General features: G+C 71.0%; 18 protein-coding genes and 1 pseudogene. 12 read left to right on the top strand and 7 right to left on the bottom strand.

Annotation, left to right across the window (positions count from 1 at the left end):
• Positions 1–151 precede the first annotated feature (151 nt).
• The 3 genes from ACFVJQ_RS04370 (at position 152) to ACFVJQ_RS04380 (ending at position 2049) form a co-directional block, all read left to right on the top strand.
• Complete coding sequence (locus ACFVJQ_RS04370) at positions 152–562, top strand: VOC family protein (protein WP_224737949.1); 411 nt, start codon at positions 152–154, stop codon at positions 560–562.
• A gap of 23 nt (positions 563–585) precedes the next feature.
• On the top strand, positions 586–1344 hold the full coding sequence (locus ACFVJQ_RS04375; RefSeq protein WP_385780806.1) for a TetR/AcrR family transcriptional regulator: 759 nt from the start codon (positions 586–588) through the stop codon (positions 1342–1344).
• Positions 1345–1434: 90 nt separating this feature from the next.
• Positions 1435–2049, top strand: coding sequence for a Uma2 family endonuclease (locus ACFVJQ_RS04380; RefSeq protein ID WP_385780809.1), 615 nt, complete (start codon positions 1435–1437; stop codon positions 2047–2049).
• Here ACFVJQ_RS04380 and ACFVJQ_RS04385 read toward each other — a convergent pair.
• A complete protein-coding gene (locus ACFVJQ_RS04385) occupies positions 2042–4450 on the bottom strand; it encodes an MMPL family transporter (RefSeq protein ID WP_385781024.1) in 2409 nt (802 codons plus the stop codon). The genes ACFVJQ_RS04380 and ACFVJQ_RS04385 overlap by 8 nt on opposite strands.
• Before the next feature lie 166 nt (positions 4451–4616).
• Here ACFVJQ_RS04385 and ACFVJQ_RS04390 point away from each other — a divergent pair, with 166 nt between their 5' ends.
• Together ACFVJQ_RS04390 and ACFVJQ_RS04395 are read left to right on the top strand one after the other, a co-directional pair.
• Positions 4617–5306 carry a response regulator transcription factor gene (locus tag ACFVJQ_RS04390; protein WP_385512674.1) on the top strand — a complete coding sequence of 230 codons (690 nt, stop codon included), beginning with the start codon at positions 4617–4619 and terminating at the stop codon, positions 5304–5306.
• Positions 5303–6765, top strand: a pseudogene (locus tag ACFVJQ_RS04395) (ATP-binding protein). The gene ACFVJQ_RS04390 and the pseudogene ACFVJQ_RS04395 overlap by 4 nt, the downstream one beginning before the upstream one ends.
• Before the next feature lie 33 nt (positions 6766–6798).
• Here ACFVJQ_RS04395 and ACFVJQ_RS04400 read toward each other — a convergent pair.
• Entirely contained in the window at positions 6799–8070 is a 1272-nt protein-coding gene (locus ACFVJQ_RS04400) for a metallophosphoesterase (protein ID WP_385780812.1), read from the bottom strand.
• A 34-nt stretch (positions 8071–8104) separates the two neighbouring features.
• A complete protein-coding gene (locus tag ACFVJQ_RS04405) occupies positions 8105–8344 on the bottom strand; it encodes an SCO4848 family membrane protein (protein ID WP_129799148.1) in 240 nt (79 codons plus the stop codon).
• A gap of 91 nt (positions 8345–8435) precedes the next feature.
• Between ACFVJQ_RS04405 and ACFVJQ_RS04410 the strand changes: the two genes are divergently transcribed.
• Positions 8436–9734 carry a D-alanyl-D-alanine carboxypeptidase family protein gene (locus tag ACFVJQ_RS04410; protein ID WP_385780815.1) on the top strand — a complete coding sequence of 433 codons (1299 nt, stop codon included), beginning with the start codon at positions 8436–8438 and terminating at the stop codon, positions 9732–9734.
• On the opposite strand, the gene ACFVJQ_RS04415 is transcribed toward ACFVJQ_RS04410, so the two are convergent.
• Entirely contained in the window at positions 9688–10599 is a 912-nt protein-coding gene (locus tag ACFVJQ_RS04415) for a YihY/virulence factor BrkB family protein (protein WP_385780818.1), read from the bottom strand. The genes ACFVJQ_RS04410 and ACFVJQ_RS04415 overlap by 47 nt on opposite strands.
• Before the next feature lie 135 nt (positions 10600–10734).
• Between ACFVJQ_RS04415 and ACFVJQ_RS04420 the strand changes: the two genes are divergently transcribed.
• Entirely contained in the window at positions 10735–11490 is a 756-nt protein-coding gene (locus ACFVJQ_RS04420; RefSeq protein WP_385780820.1) for a decaprenylphospho-beta-D-erythro-pentofuranosid-2-ulose 2-reductase, read from the top strand.
• A gap of 30 nt (positions 11491–11520) precedes the next feature.
• On the opposite strand, the gene ACFVJQ_RS04425 is transcribed toward ACFVJQ_RS04420, so the two are convergent.
• Together ACFVJQ_RS04425 and trpS are read right to left on the bottom strand one after the other, a co-directional pair.
• Complete coding sequence (locus tag ACFVJQ_RS04425; RefSeq protein ID WP_385512669.1) at positions 11521–12099, bottom strand: 2'-5' RNA ligase family protein; 579 nt, start codon at positions 12097–12099, stop codon at positions 11521–11523.
• A 241-nt stretch (positions 12100–12340) separates the two neighbouring features.
• Positions 12341–13354, bottom strand: coding sequence for a tryptophan--tRNA ligase (trpS, locus tag ACFVJQ_RS04430; RefSeq protein ID WP_385512668.1), 1014 nt, complete (start codon positions 13352–13354; stop codon positions 12341–12343).
• A gap of 131 nt (positions 13355–13485) precedes the next feature.
• On the opposite strand from trpS, the gene ACFVJQ_RS04435 reads away from it, so the two are divergent.
• From ACFVJQ_RS04435 to ACFVJQ_RS04450, 4 genes are all read left to right on the top strand, one after another.
• A complete protein-coding gene (locus tag ACFVJQ_RS04435; RefSeq protein ID WP_385780824.1) occupies positions 13486–14046 on the top strand; it encodes an RNA polymerase sigma factor in 561 nt (186 codons plus the stop codon).
• The gene (locus tag ACFVJQ_RS04440; RefSeq protein ID WP_385512666.1) at positions 14033–14884 is read left to right on the top strand and encodes a hypothetical protein; all 852 of its coding nucleotides are present in this window, start codon (positions 14033–14035) and stop codon (positions 14882–14884) included. Before ACFVJQ_RS04435 ends, ACFVJQ_RS04440 begins: the two co-directional genes overlap by 14 nt.
• Positions 14885–15004: 120 nt before the next feature.
• Positions 15005–15736 (top strand): hypothetical protein, encoded by a 732-nt coding sequence (locus ACFVJQ_RS04445; protein ID WP_385780826.1) that lies wholly within the window; start codon positions 15005–15007, stop codon positions 15734–15736.
• Positions 15737–15839: 103 nt separating this feature from the next.
• On the top strand, positions 15840–16544 hold the full coding sequence (locus ACFVJQ_RS04450) for a hypothetical protein (RefSeq protein ID WP_385780828.1): 705 nt from the start codon (positions 15840–15842) through the stop codon (positions 16542–16544).
• A 62-nt stretch (positions 16545–16606) separates the two neighbouring features.
• On the opposite strand, the gene ACFVJQ_RS04455 is transcribed toward ACFVJQ_RS04450, so the two are convergent.
• Positions 16607–18058: a glycine hydroxymethyltransferase gene (locus ACFVJQ_RS04455; protein ID WP_385512663.1), complete on the bottom strand. Its 1452-nt coding sequence runs from the start codon at positions 18056–18058 to the stop codon at positions 16607–16609.
• Positions 18059–18298: 240 nt separating this feature from the next.
• On the opposite strand from ACFVJQ_RS04455, the gene rocD reads away from it, so the two are divergent.
• Positions 18299–19504, top strand: a complete 1206-nt coding sequence (gene rocD, locus ACFVJQ_RS04460) for an ornithine--oxo-acid transaminase (RefSeq protein WP_385780831.1) — start codon at positions 18299–18301, stop codon at positions 19502–19504.
• Position 19505: the final 1 nt, after the last annotated feature.

Below are 19505 nucleotides of genomic sequence, written 5' to 3' on the forward strand. Positions count from 1 at the left end.
CCGGGCCGGGAGCCCTCGCTGTGTCGGGCTCCCGGAGATCCGCACTGACAACGGGCCCTCCGGCCTCGGCCTCACCTCAACGGGTGATCACATGACCGGCCCGCGGTCCGGTGTCCGTGGCCGGGCTTCGGCGTGCACCTAACCTGAGGGCATGTCAGATGACCAGTCGTACGAGCTGCTCGGTTTCGACAACGTACTGCTGCCCGTCGGGGACCTCGACGAGGCCGTGCGGTGGTACGAGCGGGCCGGGTTCGCGACGGACTTCCGGCTCGACGAGGCCGGGATCGCACTGCTGAAGGTCGGAGGTGAGACGCCCGGGATTCTGCTGCGGCGGGAGGAGGAGTTCGGGCACCGTACGCCGCCCTGGCCGTCGCCGCGGGTGTGGCTCGAGGTGCCGGACGCGCGCACGGCGGCCCATGCCCTGACCGAGGCCGGCATCCCCCTCCTGGACGCCCCCTCCCCCGTGGCCACCGGCTGGACCGTCGAGATCGCCGATCCATGGGGGAACATCCTCGGATTCACGGACTACAGCAAGCGGCCGGAGCTGGGGCGGAGGCCCTGAATCCCACTGGCTAGGCTCTCTTCGTGCCCGCGAAGAACGACAGTCCCGCGCCGAGCGACCACCCCGAGGGGAGCGGTACGCCGACCAAGTCCGAGCAGACGCGTGCGCTGATCCTGGAGACGGCGATGCGGCTGTTCAGGGAACGCGGGTACGACAGGACCACCATGCGGGCCATCGCCGAGGAGGCCGGGGTCTCCGTCGGCAACGCGTACTACTACTTCGCCGGCAAGGAGCACCTGGTCCAGGGCTTCTACGACCGGATCGCCGCCGAGCACCAGGCGGCGGTCCGCGACGTCCTGGACCGGGAGACCGACCTGGAGGCGCGGCTCGCGGGCGTCCTGAAGGCGTGGCTGGACGTCGCGACGCCGTACCACGAGTTCGCGGTGCAGTTCTTCAAGAACGCCGCCGACCCGGACAGCCCGCTCAGCCCCTTCTCGCCGGAGTCGGAGCACGCGCGCGTGGAGGCGGTCAGCGTGCACCGGGAGGTGCTCGCCGGGTCCAGGGCGAAGGTGCCGGAGGAACTGCGGGACGTCCTTCCCGAGTTGATGTGGCTGGCTCAGATGGGCCTGTGCCTGTACTGGATCTTCGACCGGACCGAGGGGCGCGAGCGCAGTTACCGGCTGGCCGAGCGGGGGGCCCGGCTCACCGCGCGCGGGGTGGCCCTGGCGCGGTTCCGGGTGCTGCGGCCGCTGGTGCTGGAGGTGCACGAGCTGTTCACGGACTTTCTGCCGGGGATGACGAAGGTGCTGCCGGATCCGGGACGTGAGGGCCGGACCGGGTGATCACTTTCGGGTGAACGAGCCGGAACGGGACGGAGCGCCTGCGGCCTGCCTACGATGATGCTCTCGACACCAGCCCCTAGGAGGCACGCGATGTCCGCTGCATCCGTCGAGCAGCCCTTCGACGACGAGCCGTTCTCGCTCACGGCCATCGCCGACGAGATCATGGAGCGCCATCCGGGCTACCGCGTCGAGATCATCGGAGGCCATCTCCTCGTGACCCCATCACCGGATGCCCCCCACGCCCGCGCTCTGACCAGCCTCATGATCCCCTTCATTGCCGCCGGCCTGCACGGAACGGAAACCGAGGTCCTCCAGAACGTCGGCCTCTGGCTGCCCACCGGCCCCGAGGACTACGCCATCCCCGACCTCGTGGTGGTGGACGCCGACATCGACGACCACTTCGTCGAGAACAACGCGTACGACCCGGTCTGCTTCCGTCTCGTCCTGGAGGTCACCTCCAGCAACTGGAAGGACGACCTGAAGACCAAGGTCGACGCCTACGCCGAGGCGAAGGTCCCCGTCTACCTCGTCGTCGACCGCAAGCACCAGCGCCTCCACGTCCTCACCGACCCGGACGGGAGCGTGTACGCGAACCATCGCGTACACGCTCCCGGCGAGACCGTCACGCTGCCCGACACGATCGGCACCGAAGTCACCCTCGACGTGGAGCAGATCATCAAGGCCGGGCAGAGGAAGGCTAGTTGACCGCGTCCACCTCCCCCTCCGCCACCTCTGCCAGCTCCACGTCGTACACCAACGGCCCCTCCTCCACGACCACATGCCGTGCCCGGGAGCCAAGACCGCTCGCCGTCGCCGCCAGCAGATAAGCCCCCGGTCCCGGCACCGCCACGATGTACGAGCCGTCCGCCAGGGACGTGACCCGGTCCAGCTGACGCCCGCCCCGCGACAGCAGTGTCACCGCCGCCCCCTCCACCGGCTCGCCCTCCGCCGTACGGATGAAGCCGTGGATCACCGATGAAGGCCCTTCAGGCACCGTCTCCACCGCCTCCTCCCGCGGCTCCACCGCCAGATGCGGCAGCCGCTTCTCCAGCCCCGCCGGCAGCCACCAGTTGGCGCGGCCCAGCAGGTGCATCGCGGCCGGCACCAGGGCCGTACGGAGAATGAACGCATCCAGGGCCACCGCGGCCGCGAGACCCACGCCCGCCATGGCCGCCGCGTAGTCGCCGCTGAGCACGAAGGCCAGGAAGACGCAGACCATGATCAGGGCCGCGGAGTTGATGACCCGGCTGGTCTCCGCGAGGCCGACGCGCACCGCGCGCGCGTTGTCCTTCGTGTGCACCCACTCCTCGTGCATCCGGCTGACCAGGAACACCTGGTAGTCCATGGAGAGGCCGAAGAGCAGGGAGAGCATGATGATCGGCAGGAACGCGGCGATCGGGCCCTCCTTGCCGAGGCCCAGCAGATCCAGGCCCCAGCCCCACTGGAAGATCGCGACGAGCGCCCCGAACGACGCGGCGGCGGCGATCAGGTTCATCACGGCCGCCGTCAGCGGTACGACGAGGGAGCGAAAGGCGACCATCAGCAGCAGGAAGCCGAGTCCGATGATCGTCGCGATGAACAACGGCAGCCGGTCACCGGTGACGGTCGCGAAGTCCTTCGACACGGCGGTCACCCCACCGACATGGGCCTGCGCCCCCGCATCCGGGATGACGTCGTCGCGCAGGGTGTCGATGAGGCGGTCGGTCTCCACGGCCTGCGGTGACGTGGTCGGTACGACCTGGATCACGGTGACGCCGTTCGCGGGCGGTGCCGCGGCGACCTGGGCGACGCCCTCCGTCTCCCGGATGGCGGTGACCAGCCCGTCGGTCCCGTCGCCGTCCACCACGACCTGGAGCGGGCCGTTGAAACCGGGGCCGAATCCCTCTGCGAGCAGGTCGTAGGCCTTCCTGGTGGTCGTCGACGCCTCGTCGTTGCCCTGGTCGACGGTGCCGAGCCGCAGCGACAGCACGGGCAGCGCGAGGACGACCATCACGACGAGCCCCAGCGCGGCGACGGAACGCGGGCGCCGCTGGACGGTCGCGGACCAGCGGGCCGCGAGCCCGCTCGCCCGCTCCGGCTCGGGCCCCTGCGCGGCCAGCTTGCGGCGCTGGCGGCGGCTGAGCACCCGGTGGCCGAGGAAGCCGAGCATCGCGGGCAGCAGGGTGATCGCCGCGAGCACGCTCAGGACGACGGTCAGCGAGGTGCCGATGACGACACCGTCGAGGAAGCGCAGGTTCGTCACCAGCATCCCGGCGAGCGCGATGCACACCGTGCCGCCCGCGAACAGCACGGCCCGGCCGGAGGTGTTGAGGGCGGTGGCCGCCGACTCCTCCGGGGCCATGCCGCGCAGGATGCCGCGCCGGTGCCGCGTGACGATGAACAGGGCGTAGTCGATGCCGACGCCGAGACCGATCAACGTGGACAGGAACGAGGCGAGTTCGGGCACGTTCGTGGCATGGCTGAGCAGCTGGGTGGAGAACATGCCCGTACCCACGCCGAAGATCGCGACCACGAGCGGCAGCAGCATCGCGAACAGCGAACCGAAGGCGAGGAACAGCACGACGGCCGCCGCCACGATGCCGACCAGTTCGGCGGTGCCGGTGGGCGGCTCCTGGACGCGGGTGATGGCCTGGCCCCCCAGCTCCACCTGCAGGCCGTCGCCTCCCGCGTCCTGTGCCGTGTCGACGACGTCCTGGACCAGCTCCTTGGGTACGGCGTTCGCCTGCTCGGCGAAGGTGACCTGGGCGTAGGCGGTTCGCCCGTCCTCGCTGATCTGCGCCGCACCCCGGTCCCCGTACGGGCCGGCGACCTCGCCGACCCCGTCCATCTCCCCGATCTCCCGCAGCGCGGGCTCCATCCGGGACCGTACGTCCTCGTCCCGCACCGATCCCTCGTCGACCTTCCAGACCACCGTGTCGACGTCCCCGGAGCGCTGCGGGAAGGCCTTCTGCATCAGGTCGTACGCGCTCTTGGAGTCCGTGTTCGGCAGGGAGAAGACCTCCGCGTAGTTCGTGCCCGCGCTCGAGGCCGAAAAGCCCAGGCCGAACAATGCCCCCACCCACAGCAACAGGACCACCAGCCGGTGCCGATAGCACCATCGTGCCAATGTCGCCACGCTCAACGCTCCTTCATCCGTTGTCGGTTGGTCCCCCAGGTCCTGCGCACCAGGATCGGCGGCGCCGCGCGCGCGTGAACACGACCGGCCCATGACTCTCAACGAACTCCAAAGCGAAGGCGGCACGGTTGTCAGTGCCCGCGCCGATACTGGGGGCATGACGACGGCTCCCGGCACCGTGCTGGTCGTGGAGGACGAGGTGAGCATCGCCGACGTCCTCGCGATCGCCCTGCGCTACCACCGTTTCGAGGTCATGACCGCGGGCACCGTCCGCGAGGCGCTCACCCTCGCCGAGCGCACCCGCCCCGACGCGGCGCTGCTCGACGTCATGCTCCCGGACGGCGACGGCCGCGCCCTCGGCCGTGAACTGCGCGAGCGGCGCCCGGACCTGGCGCTGGTGTTCCTCACCGCGCGCGACTCGCCCGCCGAGGTCGTCGGCGCCCTCGGCTTCGGCGACGACTACATCACCAAGCCGTTCAACATCGACGAGGTCGTCGCCCGGGTCACCGCGGTGCTGCGCCGCACCCGCCCCGCCGACGTGCTGCCCCACCGCCCGCCGCTGCGGTACGGCGACCTGGAGCTGGACGAGACGACGTACTCGGTGCGCCGTGCCGGCCGCACGGTCGAGCTCACCCCCACCGAGTACGCCCTGCTGCGCTTCCTGGTGCGCAACGGCGGCCGGATCGTGCCCAAGGAGCAACTCCTGCGCCACGTCTGGCAGTACGAGCATGTCCCGCTCGAGTCGACGGTCGTCGAGACCTACATCAGTTATCTGCGGCGCAAGCTGGACGCGCTGGGACCGCCGGTGATCACCACCCGGCGGGGCGTCGGGTACGGGCTGGCATGAGGCCGTACAAAGGCCGCTGCGGACGCAGCCTGCACTCGCTGCGCGGCAAGCTGACGCTGGCGAACGTGGTGCTGCTGGCGCTCTCCATCGTCGTGGCGACCGCCGTGAGCCTGATGGGCATGCGGATCTACCTGCTGGACACCGTGGACCGCGAGCTGATGACGTCCCGCACCTCGATCGGCGACGCCCCGCTCACCTTCGAGCAGGTCGACTCGCTGACCGCGCTGTTCGCCCTCAGTGAAAAGCTGGCTCCCGACTCCTCCGGCGGCGACGCCGACTCGCTCGTGCAGGGCTCCGTCTTCGCGGCCGTCGACAAGGCCGGACGTCCCCTGACCATAGGCGGTTTCGCGCCGACCGACACCCAGCGCGCGCTGGCCGCCGCGGTGAAGGAACCCGCGGTCCTCGTGGCCGACACCGAGCCCCACGACCTCCAGGTCCAGGGCGACCACTACCGCGTCACCGCCGGCCGACTCGCCGACGGCACCACCGTCCTGCTCGCCACCTCGACCGAGGCGCTGACCCAGGTCCTCACCAGAGCCCTCAAGCTCGACCTCGCCGTCGGCACCCTGCTGCTGGCCCTGCTGGCCTGCCTCACGATGTTCAGCGTGCGCCGCCGGATGCAGCCCCTGGAGGACATGGTCGAGACGTCGACGGCGATCGCCGAGGGCGACCTGACCCGGCGCGTGCCGTCCAGCCGCGAGGCCACCCTGGAGGTCGAGCAGCTCCGCCTCGCCCTCAACTCGATGCTCCACCAGGTCGAGTCGGCGTACCGCACGCGTGAACGCAGCGCCGCCCAGCTGCGCCGCTTCGTCGCCGACGCCTCGCACGAACTGCGCACCCCGCTGTCCACGATACGCGGCTACCTCCAGCTGTACGACAAGGGCATGCTGCGCGACCCGGCGGACCGCAAGCGGGCCTGGGAGCGGGTGATGGCGGAGGCGGACCGCATGGGCCGGCTCGTCGACGAACTGCTCATCCTCGCCCGCCTCGACCAGCAGCCCGAACTGCGCTTCCACAACGTCGACCTGAGCCGGCTGGTGCGGGAGGCGGCTCAGGACCTGCGCGTACAGCAGCCCGAACGGCCCATCACGGTCGGCGCCGACGGCTCCCTGCTGGTGCACGCCGACGAGTCCGGGCTGCGCCAGATACTCGGCAACCTCCTGGGCAACGTCCGTATCCACACACCCGCCGACGTGCCGGTGCGGCTCGGCGTGGAGCGCTCCGACGGCGTGGTACGGCTGTGCGTCGCCGACGAGGGGCCGGGCCTCGACACGGAGGACGCGGCCCGCATATTCGACCGCTTCTTCCGCGCGGGAGGCGGCGCCGGCAGCGGGCTGGGCATGGCGATCGTGCAGGGGGTGGTCCATGCGCACGGCGGCGAAGTGGCGGTGCGTACGGCGCCGGGCGAGGGCTGGCGGTGACGGTGACCCTGCCGGCCCGGACGGCTGCGCCCGTGTAGGGGCTCAGATCCGCCGTCGCTCTCTTCGCCCTGTCACCGGGGCGAGGCCAGCTCGATCACCGTGATGTCGGAGGGTGCGCCGACGCGCGTGGGCGGCCCCCAGGCGCCCGCTCCGCGGCTGACGTACAGCTGGGTGTCGCCGTAGCGCTCCAGGCCCGCCAGGGTCGGGTTCGCGGCCGCCGCAAGGAGGTTGCCGGGCCAGAGCTGGCCGCCGTGGGTGTGGCCGGAGAGCTGGAGGTCGACGCCGTGCTCGACGGCGTCGTGGATCTGCACCGGCTGGTGGGCCAGGAGCACGCATGCGCGTGCCGTGTCCCGGTCGCCGAGGGCCTTGGCGTAGTCCGGACCGTCGCCCTCCTCCTCACCGGCCACGTCGTTGACGCCCGCGAGGTCGAAGTGGGGCAGTTCCGTACGGGCGTTCTCCAGGGGGCGCAGGCCGAGTCGCCGTACCTCCTCCACCCACTGCTCGGCGCCGGAGAAGTACTCGTGGTTGCCGGTGACGAAGTAGGCGCCGTGGCGGGCCGTCAGCTGGGCGAGGGGCGCGGCCGCGGGCCCCAGGTCCTTCACACTGCCGTCGACGAGGTCGCCGACGACCGCGATGAGGTCGGGCTGCGTCGAGTTGATCGTGTCCACGACCTTCTGGGCGAAGCCCCGGCCGAGGACCGGGCCCAGATGGATGTCGCTGACCACCGCGATCCGGAAACCGTGCGCCGCGCGCGGGAGTTTGGCCAGCGGGACGGTGACGCGTTTCATACTTGGCCCGTTCAGGACGCCGTACGTGCCGGAGCCGACGGTTCCGACGGCCGCCGCGGCAGCGGCGCCGGCGACGACCCGGGAGACGAACAGACGACGAGAGGGGGCGGGTGCGGGGGTGGAGATGGGGTCCGGCGGCTGCGGGGGGTCGGTGGCGTCCGGCTGCGCGGCGGCACTGCCCGCCGTGACGGGTTCAGGTTCCGGCTGCGGTATGTCGGCCACGGCCGACGCCCGCTCGTGGTCCCGGCGTTCGAGGAAGCGGCGGAGCAGCGGTCGTACGACCTCACCCACGAGCAGGGCCAGCAGCAGGTAGATGGACAGTGCCAGCCACATGAATCCCGGCCAGGCGAGGGTGCGCTGGAGCCAGAAGGGGGCGCCCGTGCGTTCGGCGACGAGCGCGCCGATGGCGAGCACCCAGCCGCCCGCGACCAGCACCGCCCCCGCGCGGCGCACCGGGCCCGGGCTCTGCGTCGTGTCGCGGAACAGGCGGCGCCACAGATACCAGTTCGCCACCACGAGGACACTCACGACGACGAGCAGAAAGACGATCACCATGCTGTTGCTTCTCTCTTCGACCGGGTGCCGGTTGCTATGACGTACGGCGCAGTGCGCGCAGTCCGCGCAACCCGATGGCCCCGACGACCGTCCCCAATACGAAGGAGACGACGGCGAGCGTCAGATGCACCCAGAAGTACGCCGTCGGGTCTCCGTCGTCGAACGCGAGCCCGCTGCTGTCCTTGATCAGGTTCTTGACGAAAGTGACCCAGATGACCCAGCTCCACACCCCGAAGGCGAGCAGGAACCAGGAGATCGGGCGGCTGAGTTTCATACGTTCAGTATCGCCGCCGGATGTCCGGTTCCGTTCCCGGGGTGGGGAGGGGGGCGGGACTTCCCGAACCCGGGCATGTACGTTCTCGCTCGTGCCCGCACCCAAGAAGACCGCCAGGCGATCCCTATTGCTCGCATCCGCAACCTTGTTGACCGTTTCGCTGACCGCGCCCGCGGCTCTCGCGGCGCCGCGCCCGTCGCCCAGTTCCACGGCGAGCCCGTCGGCCACTCCCCCGGCGAACATGTCGACCGTGGGCGGCGAGCGGCTCGGCCGGCCGGGCACGCAGGTGAACCTCGCCGACGGGGTCCCGGTGCTGCCCAAGGACGTCAGCGCCCGTTCCTGGATCGTCGCCGACGCCGAGTCCGGCGAGGTGCTCGCCGCGCACAACGCGCACTGGCGGCTGGCCCCGGCGAGCACCCTGAAGATGCTGTTCGCCGACACGGTGCTGCCCAGGTTCCCCAAGACGATGAAGCACAAGGTCGCCGTCTCCGACCTGGCGGGCATCGGCGCCGGCTCCAGCATGGTCGGGATAAAGGAGAACGAGACCTACACGGTCCACGACTTGTGGCTCGGCGTCTTCCTGCGCTCCGGCAACGACGCGGTGCACGTGCTGTCCGCGATGAACAAGGGCGTCGACAACACCGTCAAAGAGATGAACGAGCACGCCGAGGAGCTCCAGGCCCTCGACACGCACGTGGTCAGCCCCGACGGCTACGACGCCCCCGGCCAGGTCTCCTCCGCGTACGACCTGACACTGATCGCCCGTTCCGGGATGCAGAAGAAGGACTTCCGCGAGTACGCCGCGACGGCGACCGCGAAGTTCCCGGGCGAGACGGCGAAGAACAAGAAGGGCAAGCCCGTCCGCAAGTCCTTCGAGATACAGAACACCAACCGGCTGCTGACCGGCGACTACGGCCTCTCCCAGTACCGGGGCATCGCGGGCGTCAAGAACGGCAACACCACCAACGCGGGGGCCACCTTCACCGGCGTCGCCGAGCGCGACGGCAGGGTGCTGCTCGTCACCGTCATGAACCCGCAGAACGACGAGCACAACGAGGTCTACAAGGAGACCGCGCGGCTGTTCGACTGGGGCTTCAAGGCGGCCGGGAAGGTGGAGCCGGTCGGTGAGCTGGTGCCGCCGAAGGGGGCCGCGCAGGCCGGCCCCGAGCCCGGTGCGACCGCTTCCGGCGAGGCGGGCCAGGCCGGTGGCGCGGGTACCTCCGGCGGCGGCTCGGCCAAGCCCGTGGCGAGCGCCAGGACCGAGGGCGGGTCCAGCGGCATCGGGGTCGCGCTCGCGATCACCGGTGGGCTGCTGGTGCTGCTCGCGGGCGGGGCGTTCCTGGTCAATCGCCGCTGGCCGCTGCCGGATCTGGTGCGTCGCCGCCGGTGACCTCGGCCTTCTCGGCCTCCTTGCTCTGCGTCGCCGTCCAGGCGGCGCAGAACAGCACCAGCTTCGCCGTGAAGTTGATCCACAGCAGCAGGGTGACGGGGACGCCGAACGCGCCGTACATGCTCTTCGCGGCCACGCCCTGCATATAGCCGCTCAGCAGCAGCTTCAGCAGCTCGAAGCCGATCGCGCCGATCAACGCGCCCACGATCAGCCGGCGCCGGGACGGTTCGACGCCCGGCAGCAGCGTGAGCACGTACAGCAGGACCAGGAAGTCGGCCAGTACGGCGACCGCGAACGCGGCGATACGCAGCAGGAGGCTGCCCCAGCCGTGCTCGGCCAGGCCCAGCTGGCGGGCGATCCAGGTGACGGCGGCCGAGGCGACGGTGGACGCGGCGAGGGTGACCAGCAGCGCGCCGCCGAGACCGATCAGGACACCCGCGTCCTTGGCCTTGACCAGAACGGGGTTCTCCTCGCTGTCCGGCAGCTCCCACACCGCCCGCAGACAGTCGCGCATCGAGCCCACCCAGCTGATGCCGGTGAACAGCAGCAGGGCACCGGCGATGAGACCGATGGTGCCGGCGTTGTCGACCAGGGCGCCGATGTTCAGCTGCTCGGAGATGCCGGGGACCTGCTGGGCGATCTTGTCCTGCAGTTCCTGCTGCTGCTCGGCGCTGAGCGTGGCGGCGCCGATCGCGGCGCCCACGGTGAGCAGCGGAAACAGCGCGACAAAGCTGGTGAAGGTCATCGCCGCGGCCAGCCGCGTCCACTTCACGCGGTCCAGCCGCTCGTACGACCGCCATGCGTGCGTGGCCATCAGGCGGGCGGCCACGGGGCCGACGACGGGGAGCTTCTTCAGCCAGTCCATGAACCGTCCTTGCCCTTCGTGACGCCCCCATTAATCAGCCATTCCGGGGAGACAGGGGATGTTTCATGACTCTTGCCGCATACAGGGCGCTACGGTCGCCGCAATGCCCGGCCCTCCATAAGGAGCGTGATCGTCGTGAAGGACGCCAACGGCCTCCCCCAGTCCCTCCTCGTCCTCGGCGGTACGTCCGAGATCGGGCTGGCCACCGCCCGCCGCCTGATCGCCCGCCGTACCCGCACGGTATGGCTGGCCGGACGCCCCTCACCCGCCCTCGAACGGGCCGCCGAGGATCTCCGCGCCCTGGGCGCCGACGTGCGCACGGCCGCCTTCGACGCGCTCGACCCCGAGTCCCACGAGACGGTGCTCGGCAAGGTCTTCGCCGAGGGCGGCATCGACATGGTGCTGCTCGCGTTCGGGATGCTCGGCGACCAGGCGCACGACGAGCGGGAGCCGGTGAACGCCGTGCGCGTCGCGCAGACCAACTACACGGGCGCCGTGTCGGCAGGCCTGGTCTGCGCCCGTGCGCTGCAGGCCCAGGGCCACGGCTCTCTCGTCGTGCTCTCCTCGGTGGCCGGCGAGCGCGCCCGCCGCGCCGACTTCATCTACGGCTCCAGCAAGGCCGGCCTGGACGCCTTCGCCCAGGGCCTGGGCGACGCGCTGTACGGCACAGGCGTGCACGTGATGATCGTACGCCCCGGGGTCGTACGGTCGAGGAGGACCGCCGGACCGGCTCAGGCCCCGTTCACGACCACCCCGGAGGCGGTCGCGACCGCGATCGAGCTGGGTCTGCGCCGACGCTCGGAGACGGTGTGGGTACCGGGGGCGCTGCGCCTGCTCATGTCGGCGCTGAGGCACACCCCGCGCGCGGTGTTCCGGCGCCTGCCGATCTAGAGCGGCCGGCATGTATGGGCCGGCCGGCTTCTACCGACTGGGAATGGTGCCGCGCTCCACAGGACCCGCCTGCGGCGGCACGACCGCGCTCCCGAAGGTGAACTCGCGCAGCTTGCGCCACACTCCGTCAGAGCCCTGCTCGTAGAGGGCGAAGCCGATGCAGGCCCACTCCGCCCGGTAGTCGGCAAGCTCCTCGTAGGCGCGGTCCATGGCCTCGTCGTCGATGCCGTGTGCCACGGTGACGTGCGGGTGATAAGGGAACTGCAGTTCGCGCGCCAACGGCCCCGATGTGTCACGCACCCGCTTCTGCAGCCGGGCGCAGGCCTCGGCACCGTCGACCACCTGCACGAACACGACCGGCGAGAGAGGCCGGAAGGTGCCGGTGCCGGACAGCCGCATCGCGAAGGGGCGCCCGGCGGCCGCGACCTCCGCGAGGTGCGCCTGGATCGCGGGCAGCTCCGAGGCCTCGACCTCCGTCGGCGGCAGCAGGGTGACGTGCGTGGGGATACCGTGAGCCGCGGCGTCGCCGAAGCCCGCGCGCCGCTGCTGGAGCAGGCTGCCGTGCGGCTCCGGGACCGCGATCGACACACCGATCGTTACGGTCCCCACGTCTTCTCCTGTCGTCGTGTCGGTACGTCCCGTGCGGGGCGGGTGGCCGCGAGTTGCGGCTGCCCGGCTATCGACTGTACGGCCACGGCTGCGCCCTGGGCAGGCGTGGCCGTAGTGATGTGCAGCGCTGTGCGGGGCCGCGCGCCGAGAGCCGGCCCGGGGCCGGATCCGTGTCCGGATCCGTGCTCGCTGCGGCGCGCGGCCGGTTGCTCGGCTGGGTCGCTCGGCTCGGTTGCTCGGCTCAGTGTTTGGCCGGGAGGAAGCCCACCCTGTCGTAGGCCTGCGCCAGCGTCTCCGCGGCGACGGCGCGCGCCTTCTCCGCGCCCTTGGCCAGGACCGAGTCGAGCGTCTCCGGGTCGTCCAGGTACTGGTTGGTCCGCTCCCGGAACGGCGTCACGAACTCGACCATGACGTCGGCGAGGTCGGTCTTGAGCGCACCGTAGCCCTTGCCCTCGTACTTCTGCTCCAGTTCCGCGATTCCCGTGCCCGTGAGGGTCGAGTAGATGGTGAGCAGGTTGCTGATGCCCGGCTTGTTCTCGACGTCGTAGCGGATGACGGTCTCGGTGTCGGTGACGGCGCTCTTGACCTTCTTGGCGGTGGTCCTGGGCTCGTCGAGGAGGTTGATGAGGCCCTTCGGCGTGGACGCCGACTTGCTCATCTTGATCGACGGGTCCTGAAGGTCGTAGATCTTCGCCGTCTCCTTGAGGATGTACGGCTTCGGGACCGTGAAGGTCTCGCCGAAGCGCCCGTTGAAGCGCTCGGCGAGGTCGCGGGTGAGCTCGATGTGCTGGCGCTGGTCCTCGCCGACCGGGACCTCGTTGGCCTGGTAGAGCAGGATGTCCGCGACCTGGAGGACCGGGTACGTGAACAGGCCGACGGACGCCCGGTCCGCGCCCTGCTTGGCGGACTTGTCCTTGAACTGGGTCATGCGGGACGCCTCGCCGAAGCCGGTGAGGCAGTTCATGATCCAGGCGAGCTGGGCGTGCTCGGGGACATGGCTCTGGACGAAAAGCGTGCAGCGCTCGGGGTCCAGCCCGGCGGCGAGGAGCTGGGCGGCGGCGAGGCGGGTGTTGGCCCGCAGCTCCTTCGGGTCCTGCGGAACCGTGATCGCGTGCAGGTCGACGACCATGTAGAACGCGTCGTGGGTCTCCTGCAGGGCCACCCACTGGCGGACGGCGCCGAGGTAGTTGCCGAGGTGGAACGAGCCTGCGGTGGGCTGGATTCCGGAGAGCACGCGGGGTCGATCAGAGGCCATGCACACCATTCTCTCAGGTCTCGCGGACCGGTCCGGAACTGATGCGAAACAGGTGGGAACCGATTCGGCTTCCGCGGTGTACCAAGAGTGTGAGGACGCGGGAGGGGGGCCGCATCGTCGATGAGGCCGCGGTGATCGCACGCGTACGAGCCGGAGAGCCGGAGGCGTACGCGGAGCTGGTGCGGGCCCATACGGGCATCGCACTGCGGGCGGCCGCGGCGCTCGGGGCGGGTGCGGACGCGGAGGACGTGGTGCAGCAGGCGTTCGTCAAGGCGTACTGCGCGCTGGACCGGTTCAGGGACGGCGCGGCGTTCAAGCCGTGGCTGCTGTCGATCGTCGCCAATGAGACGAGGAACACAGTGCGGACGGCGGCGCGCCAACGCACGCTCGCCGGCCGGGAGGCCGCCTTCGTGGAGGCGGAGCCGCTGATACCGGAATCGGCGGACCCGGCGGTCGCGACGCTGGAGACGGAGCGCCGCGCGGCACTCCTGGCCGCCCTGGAGCAGCTGAGCGAGGAGCACCGCCTGGTCGTCACCTACCGCTACCTCCTGGAGATGGACGAGCCAGAGACGGCCCAGGCGCTGGGCTGGCCGCGGGGCACGGTGAAGTCCCGGCTGAACCGCGCGCTGCGCAAGCTGGGCAGACTGCTGCCGGATTTTCAGCCTCGGGAAGGGGGTGATGAGCATGAGTGACGGACGGGAGTGGCGCCGGCGCGGGGAGGCTTCCCGGCTGCCTGAGGAGCTGCGTGCCCTGGGGCGTTCGCTGGACGGGGCCGACGGTTCCGAGGCGATGGTCGAGCGGGTGCTGGGGCAGATACTGGCCGAGCACGTGCCGGTCCCAGTGGCCGAGCCTCCGGGAGCCGGTGAGCGGTTGCGTGCGGTTCGGCGGTGGACGCGCGTGCGGTGGCGTTCGCTGACCGCGGCCCTGTGCGGTCTGCTGACGGTACTCGTGCTCACGCCTCCGGTGCGGGCCGCGGTCTTCGACTGGTTTGGCTTCGGCGGGGTCGAGGTGCGGTACGACCCGTCGGCGGCGCCTTCTCCCGGCACCGAGGTGCCCGGATGCGGCCGGTCGGTGTCGCTCGCGCAGGCCGAGCGCCGGGCCGGGTTCGCTCCAGTGGTGCCGGACGCGCTCGGCGCCCCCGAAGCGGTGGCGGTGACGAGCGAGCCACAGGGACGGTTCCTGGTGAGCCTGTGCTGGCGGGAGGACGGGCGCACGATCCGGCTGGACGAGTTCCCGGAGGCCCTGGACTTCACCTTCACCAAGACCGTGCGCGAGCAGCCGGAGCGGCTGTCGCCCGGCCTGGGCGGCACATCGGATCCCGCCCTGTGGTTCCCGCGACCGCATCTGCTGAGTTTCTGGCTGGTGGACGCGGACGGGGATCGCTACACGCGCACGGAGCGGACCGCCGGGCCGACGCTGCTGTGGATGCATGAAGCCGGCGGCGAGGAGGTGACGCTGCGGCTGGAGGGGGTGGCGTCGAAGGCGCGGGCGGTGAAGATCGCGAAGTCGCTGGAGAAGTCCTCCGATTAGCGCGGCCGAGGCGGGAACCCCGGCGGTTCTGGCGGTGTACCAGAAGTGACACGCGGCTCGCGGACGGGCCGCACCGGACCGGTGGGGGACCACATGGTGAGGCTGCATCAACTGATCGCAATGGCAGGGGCGTTGGCCGCGGCACTGGCCCTGACCCTTTTGGGGGCGCAGCCCGCGTCTGCCGGTGGACCGACGAGCGTGTACCTGGCGTCGCCCACCAGTGAGCGGGCCACGGGGCTGTACTACACGGACGCGAAGTACGGCCGACTGGAGAAGCTGCTCGGCCAGCCGGACAGCGCGATGGACGACGCTGAGTCTCAGCCGCCGACGCTGGGCGACGGCTCGGGCGAGCACATCAACATCACCTGGATGGTCCACGATGTGTCGCCCTGGCGGCAGGACGCGGTGGTCGCGGGTGCCGCCACCGAGGACATATGGATCCTCACGGCGATCGGCTACCCGCCCGACGAGAACGGCAAGTGGCACAAGCCGCAGGAGCCTGCTCAGCTCCGCGCGCTGCTCACGGAGCTGGGCGTGCTCGGCAAAGCTCCGGACCAGGGATCCACCGGCGTCGCCCCGGCGCCGCCGGCGCAGTCGGACGAGGCCGCGGCGGGCACGGCGGACAAGACCGATGAGATCGACGAGGCAGCGCAGTCAGACAAGGCGGTGACCGCGACACGGACGACCGCTGCGGGCCCGGCCGACGCCACCGACTGGTGGTGGTCGCTCCCGGGCGCGGCGGCGGGAGCCGTGCTGGCCCTGGTGCTGCGGCCGTTCGCGACGCGGCTGCCACTGCCGCTGAAGCGCCTGCGGCGGGAGCCGGGGCCGCGGCAGGAGCTGCACGACGTATGAGATCGGGAGAGGGACGGGCGTGAAACCGGGGGGACGTGCGTGAGATCCGGGGACGGACGTGAGATCGGGAGGGGAAATGGACGTGAGATCAGAGGGGGGACGGATGGCACACCGTGGGGGACGCGCGAGGGTACGGCTCCCAGTGCTCGTATCGGTGTCGGTGGCGCTGGCCCTGTGGGGAGGGCCGGCCACCGTGGCGGCCGCGCCGGGGCCGGGCGGGGACATCCCCGATCTGGCAGTGGTCATTGCGGGCGGTAGCGGCCGGACGACGGCGTTGCGCTCCGGCGAGCCGGAGTTCGCCCGCCTCTGGCAGCTGCTGGAACCCACCTTCGCCGGGACCGAGCGGGTGTCGGACGGCTGGGCCGAGGGCCGGTATCCGCCGGTGCGGATCACCGTGCTCTGGGGGCTGACGGGGGTCGGAGGCTGGCCGCAGTCGAACCGGCCGCCGGGCGGTGACGTGGCCGTCCAACGGCAGGATCAGCTGTTCGTGACCGAGGACGGCACGCCGTGGGTGCGCTCGGATCCATCGCCGGATGTGGAGGACGACGACATCCGCTGGCACCGGGCACCGCGCTCGGTGTTCGAGCGGCTGGACGGGGCGAGACTGCTCGGCGGCCAGGACGGGACGGGGGCGGCGGGGCCCGGCGCGAGGGCGGGCAGGGCGTCCGGCGCCTGGTGGGCAATACCCGGCCTGGTCGTGGGGCTGGCCCTCGGGGCGGGCGGCACGCTGCTGATACGCCGCGCGGCGGCCCGGCCGATGGCCGGACCGCCGCGGGCGGAACCACGCCAGGAGCTGATCGATCTCTGAGCGCCCGTGGATCTGTGAGCGGTCTGTGAGCGCCGACCGATCCGTGAGCTCCGTCGGAAGCGTCAGCCGAGGTCGATCTCCGGGTAGAGCGGGAAACCGGCCACGAGGTCGGTGGCCCGGTGGGAGATCTCGTCCGCGATCTTCGGGTCGAGGATGTGCTGGGCCTTGGAGGGCGTGCCCTTGGCGGTGGTGCCGGGCTCGGTGGAGGTGAGGACACGGTCGATGAGGCCGGCGACCTCATCCATCTCGGCGGTGCCCAGACCACGGGTGGTCAGGGCGGGGGTGCCGATGCGGATGCCGGAGGTGTACCAGGCCCCGTTGGGGTCGGCCGGGATGGCGTTGCGGTTGGTGACGATGCCGGACTCGAGAAGCGCGGCCTCGGCCTGGCGGCCGGTGAGGCCGTAGGAGGAGGCGACGTCGATCAGGTTGAGGTGGTTGTCCGTGCCGCCGGTCACCAGGGTCGCGCCCCGGCGCATCAGGCCCTCGGCGAGGGCGCGGGAGTTGTCGACGATGCGCTGGGCGTAGTCACGGAAGGAGGGCTGCCGTGCCTCGGCGAGGGCGACGGCCTTGGCGGCCATGACGTGCGGGAGCGGGCCGCCGAGGACCATCGGGCAGCCGCGGTCGACCTGGTCCTTGAGGGAGTCGTCGCACAGGACCATGCCGCCGCGCGGGCCGCGCAGCGACTTGTGGGTGGTGGTGGTGACGATCTGGGCGTGCGGGACCGGGTCGAAGTCGCCGGTCAGCACCTTGCCGGCCACCAGACCCGCGAAGTGCGCCATGTCGACCATCAGGGTCGCCCCGACCTCGTCGGCGATCTCCCGCATGATCCGGAAGTTCACCAGACGAGGGTAGGCGGAGTAGCCGGCGACGATGATCAGCGGCTTGAACTCGCGGGCGGAGGCGCGCAGGGCCTCGTAGTCGAGGAGGCCGGTGGCGGGGTCGGTGCCGTAGGAGCGCTGGTCGAACATCTTGCCGGAGATGTTCGGGCGGAAGCCGTGGGTGAGGTGACCGCCGGCGTCCAGGGACATGCCGAGCATGCGCTGGTTGCCGAAGGCCTGGCGCAGCTCGGCCCAGTCGGCCTCGGAGAGGTCGTTGACCTGGCGGGCGCCGGTCTTCTCCAGGAAGGGGGCCTCGACACGCTGGGCGAGGACGGCCCAGAAGGCGACGAGGTTGGCGTCGATGCCGGAGTGCGGCTGGACGTAGGCGTGGCGGGCGCCGAAGAGCTCCTTGGCGTGCTCGGCGGCCAGGGACTCGACGGTGTCGACGTTGCGGCAGCCGGCGTAGAAGCGGCGGCCGATGGTGCCCTCGGCGTACTTGTCGCTGAACCAGTTGCCCATCGCGAGGAGGGTGGCCGGGGAGGCGTAGTTCTCGGACGCGATCAGCTTGAGCATCTCGCGCTGGTCGTGGACCTCCTGGCCGATGGCGTCGGCGACGCGCGGCTCGACGGCGCGGATCACATCAAGGGCGGAACGGAAGGCGGTGGATTCAGTGGAGAGGGGCTGCTGCTCTGACATGTCGGCCTCCGGGCGGCGTGGCTTTCAGCGTTCGCGGTTCACGGTTCGGCCCAGGCGCACGGCACTCGCTCGTCAGGCCCGTCGCAGGCCCTCGGGGGCCGCTCCCCGATGGTCGGTCCCATCCCAGCGCGCCAGTCACGGCCCGCGAGTCAGCCTACCGGGCGCGCCGGACGATCAAGTTCCCGAGTCCACCATGCGAGCGAGGATAGGAAGGGGGCACCCTCATGTTCGGGAGTTGCCGTGACCGCTACGGAAAGTCTTGTCGCTGCCGCCGAAGCCCACAGTGCGCACACCTACCACCCGCTGCCGGTGGTTGTCGCCAGCGCCGACGGGGCGTGGATGACGGACGTGGAGGGCCGACGCTATCTGGATCTGCTGGCCGGTTACTCGGCGCTCAACTTCGGGCACGGCAACCGGCGGCTGATCGAGGCGGCGAAGGCGCAGTTGGAGCGGGTGACGCTGACGTCGCGCGCCTTCCATCACGACCGGTTCGCGGCGTTCTGCGCGGAGCTGGCGGAGCTGTGCGGGATGGAGATGGTGCTGCCGATGAACACGGGCGCGGAGGCGGTGGAGTCCGCGGTGAAGACGGCCCGGAAGTGGGGGTACCGGGTCAAGGGCGTGCCCGCGGAGATGGCGAAGATCGTGGTCGCCGGAGGCAACTTCCATGGCCGGACAACGACGATCATCAGCTTCTCCACCGACCCGGAGGCGCGGGCGGACTTCGGACCGTACACGCCGGGCTTCGCGATCGTGCCGTACGGGGATCTGACGGCGATGCGGGAGGTGATGACCGAGAACACGGTCGCGGTGCTGCTCGAGCCGATCCAGGGCGAGTCGGGGGTGATCGTGCCGCCGCCGGGTTATCTGCCGGCGGTGCGGGAGCTGACCCGGGAGCGGAATGTGCTGTTCATCGCCGACGAGATCCAGTCGGGCCTGGGGCGTACGGGGCGGACGTTCGCGTGCGAGCACGAGGGGGTCGTGCCGGACGTCTATGTGCTGGGGAAGGCGCTGGGCGGCGGGATCGTGCCGGTGTCGGCGGTGGTGTCGTCGGCGGAGGTGCTCGGGGTGTTCCGGCCCGGGGAGCACGGGTCGACGTTCGGCGGGAACCCGCTGGCCTGTGCGGTGGCGCTGGAGGTGATCGCGATGCTGCGGTCGGGCGAGTACCAGGCGCGGGCGGCGGAACTCGGCGAGCATCTGCACCGGGAGCTGGCGGCGCTGGCCGGGACCGGGCGGGTGTCGCAGGTGCGCGGGCGCGGGCTGTGGGCGGGTGTGGACATCCACCCGAGGTACGGCACCGGGCGGGAGGTGTCCGAGAAGCTGATGGACCGGGGCGTGCTGGTGAAGGACACCCACGGTTCCACCATCCGGATCGCGCCACCGCTGGTCATCGGGAAGGAGGACCTGGACTGGGGGCTGGCCCAACTCCGCGGCGTGCTGGGCCTGTAGG

Origin of the sequence: Streptomyces sp. NPDC127197, from assembly GCF_042672405.1 — a bacterium.
In the GTDB taxonomy this organism is placed as follows: Bacteria; Actinomycetota; Actinomycetes; order Streptomycetales; family Streptomycetaceae; genus Streptomyces; species Streptomyces flavusporus.